Below are 22,018 nucleotides of genomic sequence, written 5' to 3'. Positions count from 1 at the left end.
TAAAATGAATGTTTTAGTGGTAGGTGCCAATGGCCAAATCGGAAGTATATTTCTGGAAAAGATAAAAAGTAATACTAATTTTGAGGCCACAGCGATGATACGCGACCATAATCAATCAAAGAAATTCAAAGATTTGGGTATTCCAACATTAATAGCCAATCTTGAATGGGAAGTTGATGAATTGGAAAAAATAATAGGTGGTTTTGATGCAATAATATTTACGGCCGGGTCAGGAGGAAGTACAGGATCAGATAAAACGTTACTCATTGACCTGGACGGAGCGGTAAAAATGATGGAAGTAGCTGAGAAAAACAATATCCATCGTTTTGTAATGGTGAGTGCACTTGGTGCGAATTCAAGAAAGAGGTGGAATGATGCCCTTCGCCCTTATTACGTAGCAAAACACTATGCAGATGTCATTCTTAGTCAAACCAACCTGGAATATACAATAGTACGTCCAGGAAGATTACTCAATGAAAAAGGAACAGGTAAAGTAGAAGTCTCCTCAAAATTAGAAAGGTCATCCATACCCAGGGAGGACGTGGCCGATGTATTAATTGAGGTACTAAATAATCAAAATACTATCCGAAAGTCCTTTGATCTGGTTTCGGGTAAAAAAACAATCTCAGAAGCACTTCAGAATATTTAAATAAAGCCCTTGTTTAAATTTTCATAACGGGGGGGTAAAAGAACAAATTTCATTTTAGACTAGGCTGATTTTAGTGATAAATGCATGGACATTTATTAAAAAAATCAGATAAAGTATTAAATATAATTTGTCTTTTATATCCCACTAATGGTTTTTCCCAAAGAAATACTTTTGGCATAAACAAGCTCTGATACTGCATCTTGCTCTTTCTCTGCATTTAATAATGACTATCATCAGAAGGAGTGACGATAATCATTTGTTACTTATGTCTTCCAATTTACATTTATAATCATTAAGTAATTAAATGAGCTAAGATGGGATTATTAAATGATAAAATTGTATTGATCACAGGAGCGGCTTCAGGAATCGGAAAGTCCATTGCTGAAAAATCACTGGAAGAGGGAGCATTCATTGCAGTAGTTGATCAATTTTACGATGGATTATCATCGGCAAAAGATTCCTTTAATAAGTATGACACAGAAAAAATTATTTTTCTTAAAGCAGATGTTTCTCATCCGAAAGAAGTAGAAAAAACAATTCAAAAAACTGTTGATCATTTTGGAAAATTAGATATCATCGTCAACAATGCAGGTATTGGGGGTGAAATCAACCCAACTGGTGAGATGAGCAACAAAGGTTTTGAAAAAACGATTCAAATTAATCTTTTAGGTGTATTCTATGGCTCAAAGTATGCTATTAAGCAATTTGAGAAACAAAAAACTGGTGGAGTAATATTAAATATGGCCTCCATACTCGGAGCGGTTGGGTTCAGGAATTCCGCAGCCTATGTTGCAGCAAAACACGGCGTAGTGGGGTTGACAAAAACAACAGCACTTGAGTATGCTGATAAAAAAATACGGGTAAACGCTATTGGTCCAGCATTTATCAACACTCCGCTGTTAGATGCATTGGATGAAGCGAATAAACAACAATTAGTTGCTCTGCATCCTATGGGAAGGTTGGGTGAAGCTATGGAAGTAGCAGAACTGGCGGTATGGCTCATTTCTGAAAAAGCTTCTTTTATTACCGGAAGCTATTACCCAATCGATGGAGGTTACCTGTCTCAATAATTTATAATCCCTATATAAATAATTAAGAATGTGTTTTCAGTTTATAGTGTTAGGGTGCACTATAATATTTCCCGGGCTCTCCGATCGGAGGGCCCATTTCAATAATAAAAACAATTTTAATCATCTGATTAATTAATTTGATTAACACAAAAAAGTTTATTATAATTGTGAGGGCCAATTACATACCATGTCAAAGAAGGACACAAACACGGAAGATAAAATCCTGAAAGCAGCCAATAAAGTATTTACCCAAAAAGGGTTTGCTGCCACCAGGACACGGGATATTGCTGCGGAGGCAGGGATAAATCTTGCCTTACTTAACTATTACTTTAGGAGCAAAAAAAAGCTTTTTGACATCGTCATGTTAGAAAATCTAAAAAAATTTCTTGTCGTAAATCTCAAAGATATCTTTAACAACGAGAAGTTATCCATCAACCAAAAAGTCCAGGAAGTTGTATCAAAATATACCATACTACTTAAATCCAATCCAGACCTACCTATTTTTATTCTGAATGAGATAAAAAATAATCCACAACAACTTGCTCAGAATTTGGGCGCCAGGGAAATTATTTTCCAATCCCATTTTTTTAAACAACTACAAAGTCAAACTACAGTCAAGATCAGCCCTAAACAAGTAATTATAAATATTTTGGGCCTTACCCTATTCCCTTTTATAGCTAAACCTCTCATAAAAAATATAATGGATATGGATTCTGAAGATTTTGATGATTTTGTGGATGAACGAAATCACCTCATCCCCATTTGGATTGATGCCATATTGAAAGAATAAAATTTTTTGCATTTAAATTAATCAATTGTTTAAATCAAAATAATAAATAAAATGATTAACAAACTATATATCACTATTCTCACGCTCCATTCATTTTTCTCATTTTGTTTCCAGGGTGGCTGTCAGGAATTAACAATAGAAACCTGTTATGAAAAAGCAAGATCAAATTATCCACTCGTTAAAAATTTCGATTTAATAGAAGAAAGTAGATCCTATACAGTAGAAAATATAGCTAGAATGAGATGGCCAACTATCTCATTTTCAGGACAAATTTCTTACCAATCAGATGTCACAGAAATACCTATTGATCTCCCCAATGTCAATATACCCGCCCTCAACCGGGATCAATATCGTTTGTACGCAGATATTAATCAACCAATTACCAAACTTTTCATTACGCCAATACAGGAACAATTACAAAATAATATTACTAATATCAAGAAAGGACAACTCGAATCCGACATTTATACTATTAAATCCAGGATAAATGAATTGTATTTTGGAATATTATTAGTGGACGAAACGATCAAACAATCTTTATTGACTAAAAAGGATATACTTACAGGTATAGAAACCACCAAAGCAGCAGTCAAAAATGGGGCTGCTTATCAAAGTAGTTTGGACCGACTCAATGCTTCACTTCTGGAAATAGACCAGAACTTACTCGAACTCAATGAACAACGTTCATCTTTCATAAACATGTTATCGCATTTTATTGGGGAAGAAATACCTCTTAGCATTTCACTAATAAAACCTGATCAATTACTTGAAAAGAAACAGATTGTCAGGCCCGAAATACAAGTTTTTGAAATGCAAAAAGAAAATAACAAATTGCGCAGTGAACTTTTACAAACTAAGACTTTGCCTCAATTTTCATTATTCCTCCAAACGGGAATTGGACGCCCTTCTCCAGTCAACCTATTAGATAACAACTGGTCCACATACTTATGGGGCGGAGTACGCTTTCGGTGGGATATTGGAAACTTCTACACACAAAAAAATAATTTTCAACTATTAGCAGTCGACAAAGAAAATATCCGTGTACAAGAAGAAACCTTTTTATTCAATACAAAACTCGCTATAGAAAAAAATAGAAGTGAAATCAAAAAACTCAAATCGCTCTTACATACAGACTCTAAAGTCATAGAATTGAGAAATTCTATAAAACTCACCATAGAAACACAATTGCAGAACGGAATAATAACTGCAAATGAATATTTAAAGGAAGTATATGCAGAAGAAAAAGCCCGTCAATTAAAATCTCTTCATGAGATCAAACTCATAATGAACCAATATTTATTACAAACCACAATTGGTAAATAACGATAAACCATAAAAAATGAAATTAAGAATAATAGCTCTTTCCGTTTTGATTGTAACAAATTCCTGCAAAACTAAAGAAAAAGACTATGACGCTACGGGTACTTTCGAAGCAGTAGAAATTATTATTTCATCTCAAGTAAACGGCCCGATTCAAGAGCTAAGCGTACGAGAAGGAGATTTGTTACCACCAGACAAAAGGGTGGGTCTGATTGACACCACAGCACTCTATCTGAAAAAGCGTGAAGTAAAAGCAAAACTAGTTTCTATTGGCAGTAGATTACCCAATATAAGTAAACAAACTGAATACCTCAACCAAAAAGCTAAGGTCGCCAAAACCAGATTACAACATTTAAAAAATGAAAGAGAAAGAATGAAAAATCTGGTAATCGCGAATGCCGCAACGATGAAACAATTGGACGATATGGAAGCACAAATTGAAGAAACCATCCAACAAATACAATCTATTGAAAAACAACATCAATCGATGATTTCTGCTTTAACAACCCAATCAAAAGGAATTAAAAGCGAAATAGAACCATTAAAGATTCGACTTCAACAAATTCAGGACCAAATGGATCGCTGTAAAATTATCAATAGAACAAATGGAACTGTATTGACCACCTATAGGGAACAATATGAAATGGCGACTTTGGGAACACCCATATATAAAATTGCCAATCTCTCAACTATGTACCTTAGGGCATACATATCGGGAATTCAGCTCCAACAGATCCAATTAAATGACAACGTAGATGTGAGAATTGATGACTCGAAAAATGCCAAAGAATATAAGACTTACAATGGCACCATTTCCTGGATCAGTGATAAAGCAGAGTTCACTCCTAAAACCATTCACACGAAGGAGGAAAGAGAAAATCTCGTATATGCTATAAAAATCAGGGTGGTTAATGACGGCTATATCAAAATAGGAATGTACGGTGAAGTACTTTTCCACTAAATATCTTATGATGACAGAACCCATAATAACAGTAGAAAAACTATCGCGTACATTCCAAAAAGGGAAAGTCAAAGCGGTAAAAAATATTTCATTCTCAATAAACAAGAATGAGATATTTGGCCTGATAGGACCAGATGGAGCCGGGAAAACAAGCATCTTCAGAATCCTTACCACCCTCCTGCTCCCCGATACAGGCTTTGCTCACATAGCCGGTTATGACATGGTAAAAGAGTATAAGAAAATACGACAAATAATCGGTTATATGCCAGGAAAATTTTCATTATATCAGGACCTGACCGTAGAAGAAAACTTACACTTTTTTGCTTCTATTTACGGAACAAACATCGATGAAAATTACCATTTGATTGAAGATATCTACAATCAGCTTTCTCCCTTTAAAGATCGAAAAGCCGGAAATTTGTCCGGAGGAATGAAGCAAAAATTAGCATTATCCTGTGCTCTGATTCACAATCCGACTATAATGTTTTTAGATGAACCAACCACTGGCGTAGACCCTGTTTCACGAAAAGAATTCTGGGTTATGCTAAGTAAACTTAAAAGGAAAGGAATTACCATCCTGGTTTCCACACCCTATATGGATGAAGCCAGTCTATGTGACAGGGTCGCACTTATTCAAGATGGCAACATACTTTCCATTGATCAACCGGGAAATATTACAAAACAGTTTCCCAGATCTTTATATTCCATAAGAAGCAATCAAAAAGGCCGTATTATCAATTATTTAAGGATGTTCAAAGGGATTTACAACTGTTATGTTTACGGGGAAAATATACACTTCAATTTCGAGAAAGAAGACCACAGGGAAATGCTCGTAAAGCTTAAGAAAAATTTACAACATAAAAATTTATTCGACGATACTATACGAATTGTCGAACCATCTATCGAAGATTGTTTTATTGAAATGCTATCTGGGAGAAAAAGTAACGCTATCGAAAATGGATGAATTTGCCATCAAAGCACAAAATCTGACAAAGAAATTTGGAAATTTTATCGCTGTAAATTCCATTTCTTTTGAAGTTAAAAAGGGAGAAATATTTGGATTTTTGGGTGCTAACGGGGCGGGTAAAACAACCGCGATGAAAATGTTGTGCGGGCTATCTATTCCCACGTCCGGAACCGCAAAGATTGGAGAATTAGACGTATATACCCAAAAAGACAAAATCAAATCGCGTATTGGGTATATGAGTCAGAAATTCTCTCTCTATGATGATCTGACGGTATTAGAAAATATCATGTTTTTCGGAGGCATATACGGTCTTCGGCGATCTCTACTCCAAGAAAAATGTAAAAACCTACTAAATCGCTTAAACCTGAATCGCCAAAGGAATCATTTAGTCCATTCTCTTCCTTTGGGTTGGAAGCAAAAACTGGCATTTTCAGTAGCAGTTATTCATGATCCTACAATTGTTTTTTTAGATGAACCTACAGGAGGCGTAGATCCCCTGGTACGTCGTCAATTCTGGGATCTGATTTATGAGGCATCTGACCGGGGAATAACCATTTTTGTAACTACTCACTATATGGACGAAGCCGAGTACTGTAATAGAATTTCCATCATGGTAAACGGACGAATCGGAGCATTAGATACACCGCATAATCTCAAAGTGGAATACGGTGTCACCAGTATGAATGATGTTTTTTATCAACTAGCAAGAGGGAAATAGCAAATGAAAACTATAAAGTTCAGACAATTCACCAGTTTAATCAGGAAGGAATTTTACCATGTCTTCAGGGACAAAAAGACGATGTTAATTTTATTTGGAATGCCGGCAACCATGATTCTTATTTTTGGATTTGCCCTCACGAATGAAATTAGAAACACGTCGATAGTAGTAATTGACCAGGCAAATGACAACCATTCAAAAAAACTGACACAAAAGATATCCACCAGTAATTATTTCACTATTGTTGATAAACAATCAGATCCGAGACGTAAAAATATAGAGCAATATTTCCAAAAAGGAAGCATCAAATTAGCGTTAATAATCCCCAATAATTTTTCCAGCGAAATAGAATCCCACAACACATGTAAAATTCAAATAATTGCCGACGCTACTGACCCTAATAACGCCAATGTTCTCACGTCTTATATGACGTCTATTATTAGGAATTATGAAAGGCAAATTTCAGGAATACCCAATTCAAACTGCAATATTATACCTGAAATAAAGATGTTGTATAATCCGAAACTGAAAGGGGCACCCAATTTCGTTCCAGGAGTTATTGCACTGGTCCTTATGCTTATTTGTGTAATGATGACTGCCATTTCAATTGTCCGTGAAAAGGAAATGGGCACGATGGAGGTTTTGTTGGTATCGCCATTTCGCCCCTTTCTAATTATACTTTCCAAAACGGTTCCCTACCTACTCATTTCATTACTTAACATTATACTCATTTTACTACTAAGTGTATTTGTATTGCATTTACCAATAAAAGGGAACCTGACGTTTCTTTTTATTGAAAGTGCTTTATTTATAATAACATGCCTGACGCTTGGTATCTTTATATCCATTAAGGCCAAATCCCAACAAGCAGCCATGCTCATTTCTTTAGTGGGGATGTTTTTACCCACAGTCCTTTTCAGTGGTTTTATGTTTCCCATAGATAATATGCCCTTAATTCTCCAATTCATATCAAATCTGGTTCCTGCAAAATGGTTTTACACAATTGCCAAATCCATAATGATACAAGGCTCTCATTTTTCTGCGTTGTGGACAGAAACGTTGATACTTACCGCCATGACTGTACTACTAATGGTTGCCAGTTTAAAAAACTTTAAAGTAAGACTTGAACCATGAGAACCATTATTATATTGTTGAGAAAAGAATTTCGACAGATCTTAAGAAATCCGGTTATACGGGCTATGATTCTTATAATGCCAATAGTACAACTTATAGTCCTACCTTTTGCTGCTGATTATGAAATGGACAACATACAACTCGGGATTATAGACAACGACCATTCTTCTTTTTCCGAAATGCTTATTACCAATGTAACCTCATCAGGCTATTTTCAGGTATCCAAAATTTCCAATTCATACAATGAAGCGTTTAAATCAATCGAATCGGGTACATCAGATATTATCCTTGAAATTCCAAAGAACTTTGAGAAAGATCTTTTCCGCGAAGGGAAACAGGCATTATTTATAGCTCCCAATGCAATCAATGGATCGGAAGCTTTGCTTGGGTCTGCCTATCTCCGACAAATTATTCAAGATTTCGAAGGAGATATTTGTCCTGATGTTATGGTTCTGGGATCTATTGATAAAAATAGATTGGAAATTACATCATCGAATTGGTACAACCCCAGTCTCGATTACCACTTATTTATGGTACCAGGTATTTTGGCAATATTAGTTACTATGATCGGTGGCTTCCTTTCAGCCCTTAATATTGTCAAAGAAAAAGAAGTCGGAACAATTGAACAGATAAATGTTACACCCATCCGAAAACACCATTTTATTTTGGGGAAATTAATACCTTTTTGGATACTGGGTAATATAGTATTTACGCTGGGAACATTAATTTCGTGGTTGGTATATGGCATAACTCCGGAAGGAAGTCTAATTCTATTGTACTTTTGTATAGGTGTTTTTTTACTGGCAATTTTGGGGTTGGGTTTTTTTATATCCACCTTTTGCAACACCCAACAACAGGCCATGCTTATTATGTTCTTCTTTATGATGATTTTTATATTAATGGGAGGATTGTTCACACCCATCGAAAGTATGCCTAATTGGGCCCAAGTCATAACCTATTTTAACCCGTTACGCTACTTAATTGATATTATGAGAATGGTAGTATTAAAAGGTAGCGGATTCCACCATGTAGCATTTCATTTAATAATCTTATCCATTTTTGCAGTTGTTTTTAATTTTATGGCTGTATTGAATTATAAAAAGACAAGCTGATTCAATCTTACTAAAAAAGTCGGAAGCTTTAACTCGATTTACGAGATTTACTGCTCCCGACTAAGAAAACACCTTAATACCTCTGCTAAACCTTCATCTAGTATTAATTACTTAAATTCATTTACGGCATCACTAAGATCATAAACTTCACGTCCATTCATTCTTCCCTCCAAAATACTGGATCCGGCAGCGCTTCTATATCCACCTGCGCAATGGACAACTACTGGCTTATCTCCTTTAATTGAATCAACATTTTCTCTCAGTTCCGAAAGTGGAATATTAATGGCTTCTTCGAATATTTTTCCTGCCGCAACTTCCGATTTATTGCGAATATCTACTATTGTAAATTTGTCAGTATTATTTTTAAATTCCTCCAGTGAAAGAATCGGACTTTTTTCACCCTCTTTTGACTCATAAACCAAAGCACCTTCAATTAGGGTTTCATATCCTATCTTAGCAGCTCTATAAATCGTGTTCTCCAGGTTTGTTTCGGAATCTGCCACCAAATAAAACGATTCCTCAGGACTAACAATTGACCCCAACCAGGTTTCAAATTTACCTCCCGGAGTATTTTGAATATTAATTGCCCCGCTTAAATGCCCTTCCTTGAAGTCTTTCTCGCTTCGAGCATCAATAATCACTTTACTAACATCAATATCATTTATATTTTTTATCCGGGGCACCTCTTGAATACCCGTTTCCATTCCAGCCACTCCCTTTCTATTTAATTCTACGTCATATGGGAAATATTTGGGTATAAAAGATTGTCCTTCCAGAAAGCTTTCAATAAAAGTCTCTTTATCCTTTAATGAAAAAGCCCAATTCTCTGCTTTTTGCTCTCCAATGGTACTCGACAACTTATCACTTAAGTTCTTGCCACATAAGGAACCTGCTCCATGTGCCGGATATACTATGGTGTGATCGGATAATTTAGCAAACACATCGTGAAGGGTATCGTACATCATGCCAGCTAGTTTTCTTTTGTCAAGTTTAATATTACCTGCACCTTCCCTCAAATCGGGCCTTCCCACATCACCGATAAAAAGTGAGTCTCCGGTAAAAACAGCGATTTCTTTATTACGGGCATCAAGTAGAAGATATGAATTATGATCGGGAGAATGACCTGGTGTAAACAATGCCTTCATGGTCAAACTTCCAATATTTACTTCATCATTGTGCTCCAAAGAGGTAAAATCATAAGCAACCCCGACTTTAGGATTTATATAAATAGTAGCTCCAAACTTTTCCTTTATTTCTAAATGACTACTTGCAAAATCAGCATGTGGATGAGTTTCAAAAACAGCAACTATTTCCGCATTATATTTTTTTGCAAAATCAACATATGGTTTAATATCCCTCCCGGGATCAACCAATGCTACTTTCCCATCGCTTTCTATAGCATAGGATCCATGTGCAAGTGCCTTATCATAAAATTGTTCAATACTCATTTCTACTTTACTTTTTATAATTTACGTAATATTAATATCTATTTCTTCAAAATATTGTAACAAATGTTACCTAACCATTCAATAACAACTCTTTTATAATCATATATATTCCCATAGCCAAAACGAACCAACCAAATCCTTTTTGCAATTTTTTCCCATCAATTTTAGTGGCCAGAAAACTTCCGAAGAATATTCCAATTGCTGCAATAGTAGAAAAGGTTAATAAAAATCCCCAATCAATAGGTTGGTCAGCCTGGACATCTCCCATAAAGCCAATTAAAGATTTTATTGAAATTATAAATAAAGAGGTTCCCACTGCAATTTTCATAGGTAACTTGGCAAACAGAACCAAAGCTGGAATAATTAAAAAACCTCCCCCGGCACCAACCAGCCCGGTAACAACACCAACAATCATCCCTTCTAATATGATCATAGGAAAATTAAAAACCGGTTTAGTTTCATCTCCGGTAACGTCAATTTTTTCCTGCGAAGCTCCGTTTTTAATCATACTGTACGCTGCTACAACCATTAAAATAGCAAACAACAATAAGATCCCCATATCCTTCTTCAGTATAAAATCCCCCATGTTAATTAAAGTCTCAGGAATTGAGGGCACAATCACAAGCCTTGTAAAATAAACTGCTATAAAAGCCGGTATCGCAAAAACAAAAGCAGTTTTATAATTAACCATTTTTTTGCGGGCATAATTTACACCTCCGACAAAAGCGGCCACTCCCACTACAAAAAGCGAATATGCAGTAGCCAAAACAGGTTCGATATGTAATAAATATACCATGACCGGGACTGTAAGAATAGATCCCCCACTTCCAATCAGTCCCAGGGAAATTCCTATTATTGCTGCACTAATAAAACCTATTATTTCGATTATCGACATGATACTATGTTTAATTGATATGTCAAATGTACTAGGACTTTCTCTGGATAGACGTAACAATTGTTACAATAGATCCAAAGAGAACCTATGACTTTTAACTCGAAGTATGAGCAAAATAATTCCAACATTTGATCCATGCGACGATGTCCAGGCCTGATGCGAGGCAAAACGACAGAACCTGTAAGATTCTATAATTGCACATTATATAACCATTTCTCCGTATTAGGTCACTCCCTATATTGAAGAAACTAATATTTATCTCATAATAACTGATCCCGGTTATGTCAATGTTTGCAAAACCTTGGTATGTTGGTATTCTGGCAAATACTCCTGTGATCACCATTGATCGACATGAATATTTCCAGGATTTATATGAATAAATCGGATTAAAAAAAAAGAATGAACACATTGCTCATTCTTTTTTTTGCCAAATTATGACCTCATAGGTCGATTCGGACTGGTTTCCGCAAAGAATTATGGGCACAGATATGACAATACCTACTACTCCTTTCCTAAATATGGGGTTTTCTCATTATATCGAATCGGTCAGATTTATGATCAGTAGCCTATTAAAACTCACAGAAATTCCATATTGTAATGAACCCGTTATATTTTCATTTAGATAAATAGATTAGCAATTAAACCTAGGATAGCCAACCTGTCAAAAGACATCTTTAACTGTATACGTCATATCATTAAAACTAAAAGCTTCCCCTTTTGATTTCCCCTTCATTTTTTCGTAGAGGGGCGCTTTTTCGGAAATTCCAAAATATGTTGTTCCATTGGATTCGAATTTTTCAATACTTACCGAGGGGAAAAAATTCATTTGGTCAGTCACTACGATGGAACCTAATTGTATTTCATCAAAGACTTCCTCAATATTCAGGCTTTTTAATACGTCCATTTCTATGATTACAAAGTTTAATTCCTGTTCGTAGCTTTCGACCAATTCCTGGTTATCTGAGTGAATTTCATCCTCTTCTACTTTATCAGATTGAAGATATTCGATCCTACTTTTGAAATCATCAATAATTTCCTGCTGCCTTTTAACGGCATCTTGCAATACTTCTCTTTTTAACTGTAATTTGTCCATAAATATGAATTTTAGCACAATTTGAAATATTATAAAATTCCTTACAATGACAAGCATCAATAGGTATTATAATCGTGATCAATATTGATTATGGCCGAAACATAAAAATCTGACCGGTTTCCAATAAAAGATATTACTAATTAACCAGTGCACATCCGGTAACTCCGTAACTGTGGCTACCCTATATCTGCATTAGGTTTTCTTTTTGCTTAGACATATTTCTATTTTCTTGGACCGAACCGAACAACCTTTCAGGTCTCGGGTAAATTATTTAGTTAATGAATACTTAATGATATTTTAATGAGGGATCTTATCCCGAACCACTCCATACGTATATGTGCCCAAAATGGCGGCAAGTATGGGAATAATCAGAACCGAATAACCCGACCCCAGTAAGATAAACATAGGTCCCGGACAAGCGCCTAACAAAGCCCATCCTAGTCCAAAAATAATACCTCCATAAAGGTACCTGGGGATACTTAGTTGCTTTGGAGGAATAACAATGGTCTCACCATATAGTGATTTTAAATTTGTCTTCTTTACGATTGCTATAAATATAATCCCTACTAATACGGCAGAACCAATTACACCATACATATGAAAGGACTGAAATTTAAACATCTCATATATTCTATACCACGAAATAACTTCCGCTTTCGATAGTATAATTCCAAAGAATACGCCTAAAACCAAATACTTTATAAATTTCATACAATATTATATTTAAAGTGAAAGTATAAAAGGAAGCAAAAAATAGGTCATTACTAATCCCCCTATGAAAAATCCAACTACTGCAATAAGTGAAGGTAATTGAAGATTACTTAACCCACTTATGGCATGGCCAGAGGTACATCCTCCAGCATATCTAGTACCAAAACCGACAAGAAATCCTCCGACTATAAATATGAGAAAACCCTTCAAGGTAAAAAGGGTCTCCCAGTTAAAAAGAGAAGTAGGATTAATACCATCTTCTGGAGAATACACCTTCAATTCCACGAGTTCTTTAATGGTTTTTTCATTCAATAATATTGGCAAATCGGAGGAAAGATACTCCGAAGCTAGAAAACCTCCAATAACAGTACCTCCCAGAAAAACCAGATTCCAAATCTGGTCCTTCCAATTAAAATCAAAGAAAGAACATTGTTTACCTCCTATGGTCATTGCACACACCGTTCGGAAATTACTGGATATTCCAAAAGTATTTCCAAAATAAATTAAGAGTCCCATGATCAATGCAATTAATGGTCCTGCTACATACCAGGGCCATGGTTGGCTTAGAATTTCTACTACTTTATCCATATAGCTAGTTTGTTTTAAAAATGAAGTGTAAACATAACCACTGCCACTGCAATAAATTTGTAACTATTGTTACACTCATTTCACAAACTAAATCATGATCAAATTGTATAAAATTTGTTCAATTGAGTTGCTATAAAAGACCAATAGAATAGACCAACTACTAAAGGGCCTATTCTCAAACCATTAGTATCCGAATATATTTTCAATTAAATGGATCACTCCACCAATTCTCCCTTCTCTTTCCATTGAATCAAAAGAGTAAGAATTCTAAGATTATGAATTGGCACTTAATCCATTTCATAATATCAGGTACCCTTTTCTATATTTAGACAGGCAAGTATCCTAAAAAAGCAATGGATTTCCCATTTATTACTATTTCATGGACTATGTAATTAATATCTCTAATAATTGAAGGGATTTACTGTCTATATCCATACTTCTCTTTTCCACACTGGTCAGAGGGGTATAGGCGATTTTTTTATTAACTATTCCGACCATGGTATTTCGCCCCCCTTCCATGACTGTTTCTATAGCAGCATGTCCCAATCTAGTGGCTAAAATTCTATCAGAAGCCGTTGGTGATCCTCCCCTTTGAATATGCCCCAATATGGATAGCCGCACATCTTTTTCCGGACAAAGTTTTTTAATACGCTCGGATATTTGGAAAGCACCACCGCTTTCATCGCCTTCTGCCACTATGACGATTAGAGATGTTTTCTTTCGATCCCATCCCCTAACAAAACTGCGTTCCAAATACGAAAAATCTGCGGTTGTTTCAGGGATAAGAATTCCTTCAGCTCCACAGGCCATTCCAATATCAAACGCCAGGTATCCAGCATCTCTTCCCATAACCTCCACTACAAAAACACGATCATGAGACTCTGCTGTATCTCTGATCTTATCAACTGCTTCCATAGCCGTATTTACAGCCGTATCAAACCCAATACTATAATCCGTCCCCGTCACATCATTATCTATGGTCTTGGGAATACCAACAATCGACAAGTCTGCATATTCTTCCGAAAGGATACTGGCTCCCCGTAAAGAACCATCTCCTCCGATAACAATGACAATGTCTATCCCCTTTTCCTTCAATTGAAGATATGCACTTTTCCGACCTTGTGAAGTCCTGAATCTTTTGCTTCTGGAAGACTTGAGAATAGTTCCTCCCTTCTGAATTATATTCCCGGCAGATTCTGAATTCAGCTCTATGAAATCTCCTGAAATCATTCCTTCGAATCCGTACCTAATCCCGGCAACTTCTATCCCATACCATGTAGCCGTACGAATTAAAGACCTGATACAAGCATTCAGTCCCGGTGCATCTCCACCTGAAGTCATAATAGCTAATTTTTTCATCATTTTTATATAACGTATATATGTAAGCAAAAAATAATACACAAAATGATCAATATCATCCCTGCGTAGAATATTGATCAATGGATAAAGACTCTCAAATAAATAGTTTTGACATAACGAAAAATATAGCAGCAAATAGCATTAATTTCTAATCCTTGGATTTGGATTAGAGTGATCTAAAGATATCAACAAAACATTATAAATCAATAACAAAATGACAGTAAATATTCAATTCATCAAGAGCGAAACTAATACGTATTTAGAAGAAATGGTCACAAAGCACCTGGATAAGTTGAGTCAAAAATATGAATGGATTATAAGGGCGGAAGTATTTTTCAAAAAAGAAAAGGGAACATATGGTAAAGGGAAAATTTGTGAAATTCAATTGAGTATTCCCGGTAAAGATATTTTCGCTTCTTCTGATGAAACAAGTTTCGAAGCAGCTATTGCTGAGACAGTGCAAGATCTTGAAAGACAACTCAAAGTTCGGAAACAGGTCATGTACAATCGATAATTCCCGGGAACGAAAACTAATACAAAAAGACGATATCAGATGTTCTATTCTTCAGCTTCGGATACGGTGGATCCATGTTCGGAAAAGGAGTTTATTAAATCAGATATATTCCTAATATCTGACCGTAAATAAACAGACCAAATACAAAAGTGTAAACAAGTTTGATTGGAAGCGCTACTGATCATAATCATCAAAGTGATGTATGAAAATCATTTTCAATTATTTCATTTAGTGATAAATTAACAGCCATTACTACCTAACCTAATAAAAAAGCATTGAGATTTATTATTGTCAGCGCACGTATTTATTTTATCACAATCGCCGAATTATTTCATTTTGGAGTCCGGTTTATAAAAGAAGTAGTCCGACCACCGTTTGAATGGAAAGAAATCGCCAGACAAAGTTACCTCCTCGGATTTCTATCTTTGGGCCTGGTGAGCATTACTGCTTTCATTCTGGGACTGGTTCTTACTATTCAATCTCGCCCGACCTTGGTCGAATTCGGTGCTGAATCATGGCTTCCCTCAATGGTGTCATTATCTATTATCAGGGAAATAGGCCCAGTGATCACAGCCCTTATTTGCGCTGGAAAAATAGGTTCGGGCATAGGAGCGGAACTTGGATCTATGAGGGTTACTGAACAAATTGACGCCATGGAAGTATCAGGTACTAATCCCTACAAATTTTTGGTGGTTTCAAGAGTAATTGCTACGACTTTAATGCTGCCCCTTTTGGTCATTCTGGCTGACACCATTGCATTAGCCGGATGCTTTACCGCTATCAACCTAAAAGATTCAATCAGTTTTCCTTTATTTTTCAGGCAGGTTTTTGTGGCATTGAATTATACTGATATATTCCCATCCGTTTTTAAAAGTATATTATTCGGTTTTTTTATTGGGATTATTGGTTGCTTTATGGGCTATCAAACAAAAAAAGGTACAGCGGGAGTCGGCCGGTCCGCCAATTCAGCCGTTGTCACCTCATCACTCGCAATATTTATAATAGATTTAATCATTGCTCAGCTTAGTGATCTGCTTTTTGAATTATAAAGATTATGGCACTCATCCAAAATATCAAGCTCACTATGGATTTAGCCAATGCTGATATTGCAATTCATTTAAAAGATTTGCATAAATCATTTGGTGATAAACACATTCTCAATGGATTTAATTTAACATTAAAACGGGGCGAAAATGTTGTTGTTTTAGGTAAGTCAGGGAGTGGAAAATCAATTTTGATTAAATGTATTATTGGACTGGTTCCACCCGATAAAGGAGAAATAGAAATATTCGGACAGAACACACTCAAATTATCGCCCAAAGACATGGATATAATAAGAAGTAAAATGGGCTTCTTGTTTCAATCTAATGCTCTTTATGACTCCATGACTGTAAGGGAAAACCTTGAATTTCCACTGAAAAGATTAAGGATATCAAAATCAAAAGAAAATATCAATTCAATGGTGGAAGAAGCTTTGACCAACGTAGGATTGCCTGATGCTGTCGATCTAATGCCTGCTGAATTATCAGGTGGGATGAAGAAACGAGTTAGTATCGCGCGCACCCTGATTATGAAACCCGAAATTATACTATACGACGAACCCACTACCGGCCTGGACCCTATAACTGCCAAAGAAATCACCAACCTTATGCTGGAGGTACAAAAAATTTATAATATATCTTCTATTGTTATCTCGCATGATATACGATGCATAGAACTAATTGCTGATCGAATTGTGATTTTAATGGACGGAATTAACTATGCACAGGGAAGTTTTGAAGAACTTTCTCACTCCGACGATGAAAGGGTGAAATCATTTTTTCTATAAATTACCATTATGATAAAGGAAAACATACAAAACATATGGCTCGGAATTTTTATCGTGACCGGAACTTTTCTTTTAATAGCCTCTATGTACTTCATTGGCGCGAGACAAAATATGTTTGGATCCAATTTCCAACTTAATGCAGTGTTTCAAAATGTAAACGGGTTGCACAAAGGAAATAACGTAAGATACAATGGTATAGAAATCGGTACGGTCAAAGACATCATAATTGTAAACGACACATCTATAGAAGTACAAATGACCATTACTGAGGATATACAACAATTTTTAAAAAAAGATGCCGTCGCATCCATTGGAACAGACGGTTTGATGGGAAACAAATTAATAAATATCAGTCCTGGAACAGAATCCACCTCTTCTATCAAAAACAACGATTACCTGCCCACCCGCAAAATCTTTAGCATGGACAATGCATTGGAAAAACTGGAACAGACCAATTCTAATTTGCTTATGATCACCACCGAATTGACCCGGGGTATAGCAAAGATCGGGAATAAAGAAAGTATAATTAATACCTTATTGACCGACACTGTATTAGCAATACAATTTGAGCAAACAATATCCAATCTTAAAGAAGCCAGTGTACATTCACGTAAAATATCCAGTGATCTGGAGTATAAACTCCGCATGATAAATAACAGTGAAGGCTCGTTATTGGCACTTCTTAGTGATTCCACCATGGGTGCTGGAATATTAAATATAATTGATGAAATCAAAATAGCTAGTGCCAATACTAAGAATATTTCCAGTGATCTTGATTCACTACTTACTGATTTTAACCTGAATGAGCAATTTTCTAATCTCATTTCTGCGGACCCTAACCTAAAGAACGATATAGAATCCAGTCTGAAAAACATTCGGGAAGGAACCGAATCTTTCAACCAAATAATGGATGCCATAAAAGAAAGTTTCTTATTCAGAAAACACTTTAAAAAAATGGAAGACCAAAAAAAATCAATTGAATAAAAAAGAACAAAAATGACACCTCTTTATACAACAGGGATCTTTCCATTGCACAAGAATTTTTGAATTCTAATTTTGTCAAGCACTTCTATTTTACCAGATAATTGACCTCTTCTGTATAATATCTTAGGGGAAAAGAATTCACCCGCCGAGTATAATAAATACTCATGCTGGGTCCTCTCATATCCGACCGAATTCACAGTACATTATTTTCATTAGTAAAACTTACATCCTTTTTAAAATTGGGGCATAAATCTCAAATCATATCAAATAATACCCTTACTATATTACATAAATTTAGCTTTACAATCCGGTTTCATAAAGACCATCCACCACTTCAAACAAAATTTATAATCGTTCACTTCTAACAGTAGCATACAACATCACAACCATCAATAAGGTATACCCAACTTCCTTAAATAATACAGGAAAATATTTTCAAATAAACCAAATGGTAAAATAGTTGATATCAAGAGGATAAAAAATCTAAAAAGAGGATTTCAATCAAATAGAACAAAATTCCACTTTTTATCCTGAAAAAGATCTAATGTGACATTTCTTACACACCCTCAAAAGCTATCAACTTATATTTAAGTAATAATCATAGTTTTCAATAAAAAATGTTCACATGAAAAATCACTATCAGATTCTCATTGTTGGGGGCGGAAATGCAGGAATTTCCGTTGCAGCACAACTCCTTCTTAAAGATCCCAATCTAGACATTGGAATTTTAGAACCTTCAGACAAACATTACTATCAACCCGCATGGACATTGGTGGGAGGAGGACAATTTAATGTGGCAGATACGGTCAGGGAACAGTCGGATGTAATGCCTGATAACGTGGAATGGATTCGGAAATACGCTGATACTTTTACACCCGAAAAAAACACGGTTATTACCCGTGACCAAATAGCCTTTACTTACGATTACCTGGTAGTCAGTCCAGGTATTCAACTTCGATGGGAATGGGTGGAAGGTCTTCAGGAAACGCTGGGTAAGAACAATGTATGTAGTAACTATTCATTTGATCAATGCACTTACACCTGGGATGTCGTTAAAGATTTCAACGGCGGTACAGCTCTTTTTACCAGTCCCGGGACTCCTGTCAAATGTGGCGGAGCTCCACAAAAAATCATGTACCTGGCCAGTGATATATTTAATAGAAAAGGTGTTTTAAAAAACACCAATGTAGAATTCTGTAACGCAGGAAAAGTTATTTTCGGAGTAAAAAAATATGCCAAAACATTACAAAAAGTAGTTGATAATTACGGAATAAAAGCCAATCATAGACACGACTTGATAAAAATTGACGGGCCCAATAAAAAAGCCACCTTTAAGGTGACCGATTCCGAAGGAAAAACATCAGAAGTAGTAAAAGATTTTGACTTAATACATGTAACCCCTCCCCAGAGTGCCCCTGAGTTTATTATCCATAGTCCTTTGGCAGATGAAAAGGGTTGGATTGATGTCAATAAATATACTATGCAGCACAAAAGATACAACAATATTTTCGGACTGGGAGACGCTACTAATACACCAAATGCCAAAACCGGTGCTGCGGTCAGAAAACAAGCCCCGGTAGTGGTGCAAAATCTTTTGGCTTTAATGAACAACTTACCTTTACCTGCCCAATACAATGGATACGGATCATGTCCACTTGTAACTGGAATTGGGAAACTTATTCTGGCTGAATTTGATTATGAGGGCCAACCAGCGGAATCATTCCCTTTTGACCAGTCTCAGGAACGATTTAGTATGTACATGTTGAAAAAGAATGTCCTTCCATGGATGTACTGGAATAAAATTTTAAAAGGAACCGCTTAAAATCCTGAAAATGAAAAATGAAAAACCTGAAATAATAATAGAACAAAAGGTTCTTCTATCTCAGATATTAGAAAAGTTGAATGAAATGGATCATAAGATCCAATCGCTTTCAAGTATCGTTGACAGGGTACCGGAAATAATCTCGGATATAACAAATACCATGGATCAATATGCCACCCAAATTCAACTTCAAAACCAGGATCCGGAAAAAAGAATTGAAGATTCCCTTACCTTATTGAATCGACTTACACAAACAGAAACAATTTCTAGATTACAAATATTGCTTGATCTTTCGGAACAATTACCGAATGCGGTAAGTGATATGGCCAACATCTTTGATTCCTTAATGAGACAAGCAAGTGAAAAAGGAATCGATGTAGAAGAAAGATGTAATAAAGTACAAAATCTACTTGAGACTGCTTCATCCCCGGAAGTACTGGACTTCGCCTATCAGGCAATAGAGACTACAAAGCAGAGTGAAGATATAATTACGTTTGCAGTCGACCAGGTAGATGACTGGATGCGTTTTCTAACAGACAACGGCTTGGACATTAATACATTGGGAAAGGAGGGCACACAGCTCCTATCAGTTTTATACAGCGCTTTTAATGAAACTCTTCAAAAACCTATTCCACGGGTAAATGCTTTCGGAGTCCTTAAAGCTATGTCCCACTCCGATTTTCAAAAGTTTATTGGTTTATTAATAGAAACAGGAAAAAAAATAGGTAAAAACCTTCCCGATTCAAAAACTTCTTGAAACCACAGGCTCAATTATTAATTACACCGTAATTATTTAATTACAATGTCAATCAAACATATTAAAAAGTTAATAATATAATTTCAGACGTATGTTTTTGAGTAGGTTAACAAAAGAGTAATGGCAAAAATACTTATGAATTAAACCAGGAAAGGATTTAGAACCAGAGCTCAGGTTAATAGATTTAAAATATCATGAAATGAAAACAAAATCTATTACCTTCACCTCCTAACCAAAGTATATATTCTACTATGCAAAAAGTATTAGTTACAGGAGGCTGTGGATACATAGGCAGTCATACTATTATTGATCTTTTAGAATCTGGTTTTCAAGTTTTTTCAATAGATAATTATAGTAATTCCTCTTCAAAAACCCTGGATCAGATCGAAGCTGTGACCGGAAAAAGGATAAAGAATTATGAAGTTGACCTTCGAAATAAGCAAGACCTATTTGACGTATTGGAAAAGGAAGGAGAAATCGCAGGAATCATTCATTTTGCAGCGCTAAAAGCTGTCGGTGAATCTGTTGATAAACCCTTATTGTACTATGATAATAATCTCAATGGAATCCTAAATATTCTTGCAGCTCAAAAAAAATATAATATTCCATACCATATATTTTCTTCCTCTTGTTCGGTATATGGTAATGCAGATGAATTACCGGTAACTGAAAACACACCAGTAAAGGACGCAGAATCTCCTTATGCCAGGACAAAACAAATGTGTGAGAATATAATACAGGATTTTACCGTACCAAACAAAAATTTTCAATTCATTCTACTTCGATATTTTAATCCTGCAGGTGCTCATGAATCCGGTTTAATTGGTGAATCACCGGTAAATAAAGCGGCCAATTTAGTACCCGTTATCACAGAAACCGCCTACGGACTTCGTGAATCAATGATGGTTTTTGGGAATGATTATGATACCAGAGATGGTAGTTGTATCCGTGATTTCATCCATGTTATGGATTTGGCACACGCCCATACTTTATGCTTGCAATACTTGTTGGAAAAAAAATCCACAAAACCATGGGATGTATTTAATGTAGGCACAGGAAACGGAATTAGTGTTTTGGAAGCTATAAATGCATTTGAAAGTTCAACCGGACAAAAACTTAACTATTCTATCGGAGAGAGAAGGCCTGGTGATGTAATTTCAGTTTATGCAAACAAAAATAAAGCAGAAAACCTTCTCGGGTGGACACCATCAAGGAGTATAAAAGACATAATGAAAACAGCATGGGACTGGGAAAACGCAAGACGAAAAGAAGTTTAACAATTAGTTAAACCTAAAACT

The 22,018-nt window shown here is 35.7% G+C and carries 22 protein-coding genes; 16 read left to right on the top strand and 6 right to left on the bottom strand.

Annotation, left to right across the window (positions count from 1 at the left end):
* Positions 1–4 precede the first annotated feature (4 nt).
* The 9 genes from LVD47_RS12100 to LVD47_RS12060 all read left to right on the top strand — a co-directional run bounded on the left by LVD47_RS12100 (position 5) and on the right by LVD47_RS12060 (position 8,721).
* Positions 5–649: an SDR family oxidoreductase gene (locus tag LVD47_RS12100; protein ID WP_236976291.1), complete on the top strand. Its 645-nt coding sequence runs from the start codon at positions 5–7 to the stop codon at positions 647–649.
* Between the two features lie 314 nt (positions 650–963).
* The gene (locus LVD47_RS12095) at positions 964–1,719 is read left to right on the top strand and encodes an SDR family NAD(P)-dependent oxidoreductase (protein ID WP_236976289.1); all 756 of its coding nucleotides are present in this window, start codon (positions 964–966) and stop codon (positions 1,717–1,719) included.
* Positions 1,720–1,906: 187 nt separating this feature from the next.
* Entirely contained in the window at positions 1,907–2,509 is a 603-nt protein-coding gene (locus tag LVD47_RS12090) for a TetR/AcrR family transcriptional regulator (protein ID WP_236976288.1), read from the top strand.
* A gap of 51 nt (positions 2,510–2,560) precedes the next feature.
* Complete coding sequence (locus LVD47_RS12085) at positions 2,561–3,832, top strand: TolC family protein (protein WP_236976287.1); 1,272 nt, start codon at positions 2,561–2,563, stop codon at positions 3,830–3,832.
* A 16-nt stretch (positions 3,833–3,848) separates the two neighbouring features.
* Positions 3,849–4,790, top strand: a complete 942-nt coding sequence (locus tag LVD47_RS12080) for an HlyD family secretion protein (protein ID WP_236976286.1) — start codon at positions 3,849–3,851, stop codon at positions 4,788–4,790.
* Positions 4,791–4,800: 10 nt separating this feature from the next.
* Positions 4,801–5,754, top strand: coding sequence for an ABC transporter ATP-binding protein (locus LVD47_RS12075; RefSeq protein WP_236976285.1), 954 nt, complete (start codon positions 4,801–4,803; stop codon positions 5,752–5,754).
* Positions 5,747–6,475, top strand: coding sequence for an ABC transporter ATP-binding protein (locus tag LVD47_RS12070; protein WP_236976284.1), 729 nt, complete (start codon positions 5,747–5,749; stop codon positions 6,473–6,475). The genes LVD47_RS12075 and LVD47_RS12070 overlap by 8 nt, the downstream gene beginning before the upstream one ends.
* Positions 6,476–6,478: 3 nt before the next feature.
* Positions 6,479–7,609, top strand: coding sequence for an ABC transporter permease (locus LVD47_RS12065; RefSeq protein ID WP_236976283.1), 1,131 nt, complete (start codon positions 6,479–6,481; stop codon positions 7,607–7,609).
* The gene (locus LVD47_RS12060; RefSeq protein ID WP_236976281.1) at positions 7,606–8,721 is read left to right on the top strand and encodes an ABC transporter permease; all 1,116 of its coding nucleotides are present in this window, start codon (positions 7,606–7,608) and stop codon (positions 8,719–8,721) included. The genes LVD47_RS12065 and LVD47_RS12060 overlap by 4 nt, the downstream gene beginning before the upstream one ends.
* A 107-nt stretch (positions 8,722–8,828) precedes the next feature.
* Here LVD47_RS12060 and LVD47_RS12055 read toward each other — a convergent pair whose 3' ends face one another.
* From LVD47_RS12055 to pfkA, 6 genes are all read right to left on the bottom strand, one after another.
* Entirely contained in the window at positions 8,829–10,169 is a 1,341-nt protein-coding gene (locus LVD47_RS12055; RefSeq protein WP_236976279.1) for an MBL fold metallo-hydrolase, read from the bottom strand.
* Between the two features lie 70 nt (positions 10,170–10,239).
* Complete coding sequence (locus LVD47_RS12050) at positions 10,240–11,064, bottom strand: sulfite exporter TauE/SafE family protein (RefSeq protein ID WP_236976277.1); 825 nt, start codon at positions 11,062–11,064, stop codon at positions 10,240–10,242.
* Positions 11,065–11,725: 661 nt separating this feature from the next.
* Positions 11,726–12,157: a hypothetical protein gene (locus LVD47_RS12045; protein WP_236976276.1), complete on the bottom strand. Its 432-nt coding sequence runs from the start codon at positions 12,155–12,157 to the stop codon at positions 11,726–11,728.
* 297 nt (positions 12,158–12,454) lie between these two features.
* Positions 12,455–12,868, bottom strand: coding sequence for a DUF6691 family protein (locus LVD47_RS12040; RefSeq protein ID WP_236976274.1), 414 nt, complete (start codon positions 12,866–12,868; stop codon positions 12,455–12,457).
* Between the two features lie 12 nt (positions 12,869–12,880).
* Positions 12,881–13,456 carry a YeeE/YedE family protein gene (locus LVD47_RS12035; protein WP_236976272.1) on the bottom strand — a complete coding sequence of 192 codons (576 nt, stop codon included), beginning with the start codon at positions 13,454–13,456 and terminating at the stop codon, positions 12,881–12,883.
* A 384-nt stretch (positions 13,457–13,840) separates the two neighbouring features.
* The gene (pfkA, locus tag LVD47_RS12030; protein ID WP_236976270.1) at positions 13,841–14,818 is read right to left on the bottom strand and encodes a 6-phosphofructokinase; all 978 of its coding nucleotides are present in this window, start codon (positions 14,816–14,818) and stop codon (positions 13,841–13,843) included.
* 211 nt (positions 14,819–15,029) lie between these two features.
* On the opposite strand from pfkA, the gene LVD47_RS12025 reads away from it, so the two are divergent.
* From LVD47_RS12025 to galE, 7 genes are all read left to right on the top strand, one after another.
* Positions 15,030–15,329, top strand: coding sequence for an HPF/RaiA family ribosome-associated protein (locus LVD47_RS12025; RefSeq protein WP_236976268.1), 300 nt, complete (start codon positions 15,030–15,032; stop codon positions 15,327–15,329).
* A 275-nt stretch (positions 15,330–15,604) separates the two neighbouring features.
* Positions 15,605–16,378, top strand: coding sequence for an MlaE family ABC transporter permease (locus tag LVD47_RS12020; RefSeq protein WP_236976267.1), 774 nt, complete (start codon positions 15,605–15,607; stop codon positions 16,376–16,378).
* 5 nt (positions 16,379–16,383) lie between these two features.
* A complete protein-coding gene (locus tag LVD47_RS12015; RefSeq protein WP_236976266.1) occupies positions 16,384–17,157 on the top strand; it encodes an ABC transporter ATP-binding protein in 774 nt (257 codons plus the stop codon).
* A 9-nt stretch (positions 17,158–17,166) separates the two neighbouring features.
* Positions 17,167–18,141, top strand: a complete 975-nt coding sequence (locus LVD47_RS12010) for an MlaD family protein (protein WP_236976263.1) — start codon at positions 17,167–17,169, stop codon at positions 18,139–18,141.
* Positions 18,142–18,766: 625 nt separating this feature from the next.
* Positions 18,767–19,963: an NAD(P)/FAD-dependent oxidoreductase gene (locus tag LVD47_RS12005; RefSeq protein WP_236976258.1), complete on the top strand. Its 1,197-nt coding sequence runs from the start codon at positions 18,767–18,769 to the stop codon at positions 19,961–19,963.
* A gap of 10 nt (positions 19,964–19,973) precedes the next feature.
* Entirely contained in the window at positions 19,974–20,720 is a 747-nt protein-coding gene (locus LVD47_RS12000) for a helical membrane plugin domain-containing protein (RefSeq protein WP_236976253.1), read from the top strand.
* Between the two features lie 251 nt (positions 20,721–20,971).
* Positions 20,972–21,997 (top strand): UDP-glucose 4-epimerase GalE, encoded by a 1,026-nt coding sequence (galE, locus tag LVD47_RS11995; RefSeq protein ID WP_236976251.1) that lies wholly within the window; start codon positions 20,972–20,974, stop codon positions 21,995–21,997.
* Positions 21,998–22,018 lie beyond the last annotated feature (21 nt).

The sequence above is a fragment of the Membranihabitans maritimus genome (assembly GCF_021729145.1).
In the GTDB taxonomy this organism is placed as follows: domain Bacteria; phylum Bacteroidota; class Bacteroidia; order Chitinophagales; family Saprospiraceae; genus Membranihabitans; species Membranihabitans maritimus.
The sequence above is the reverse complement of the archived record's forward strand: the minus strand, read 5'-3'. Positions and strand labels throughout refer to the sequence as shown.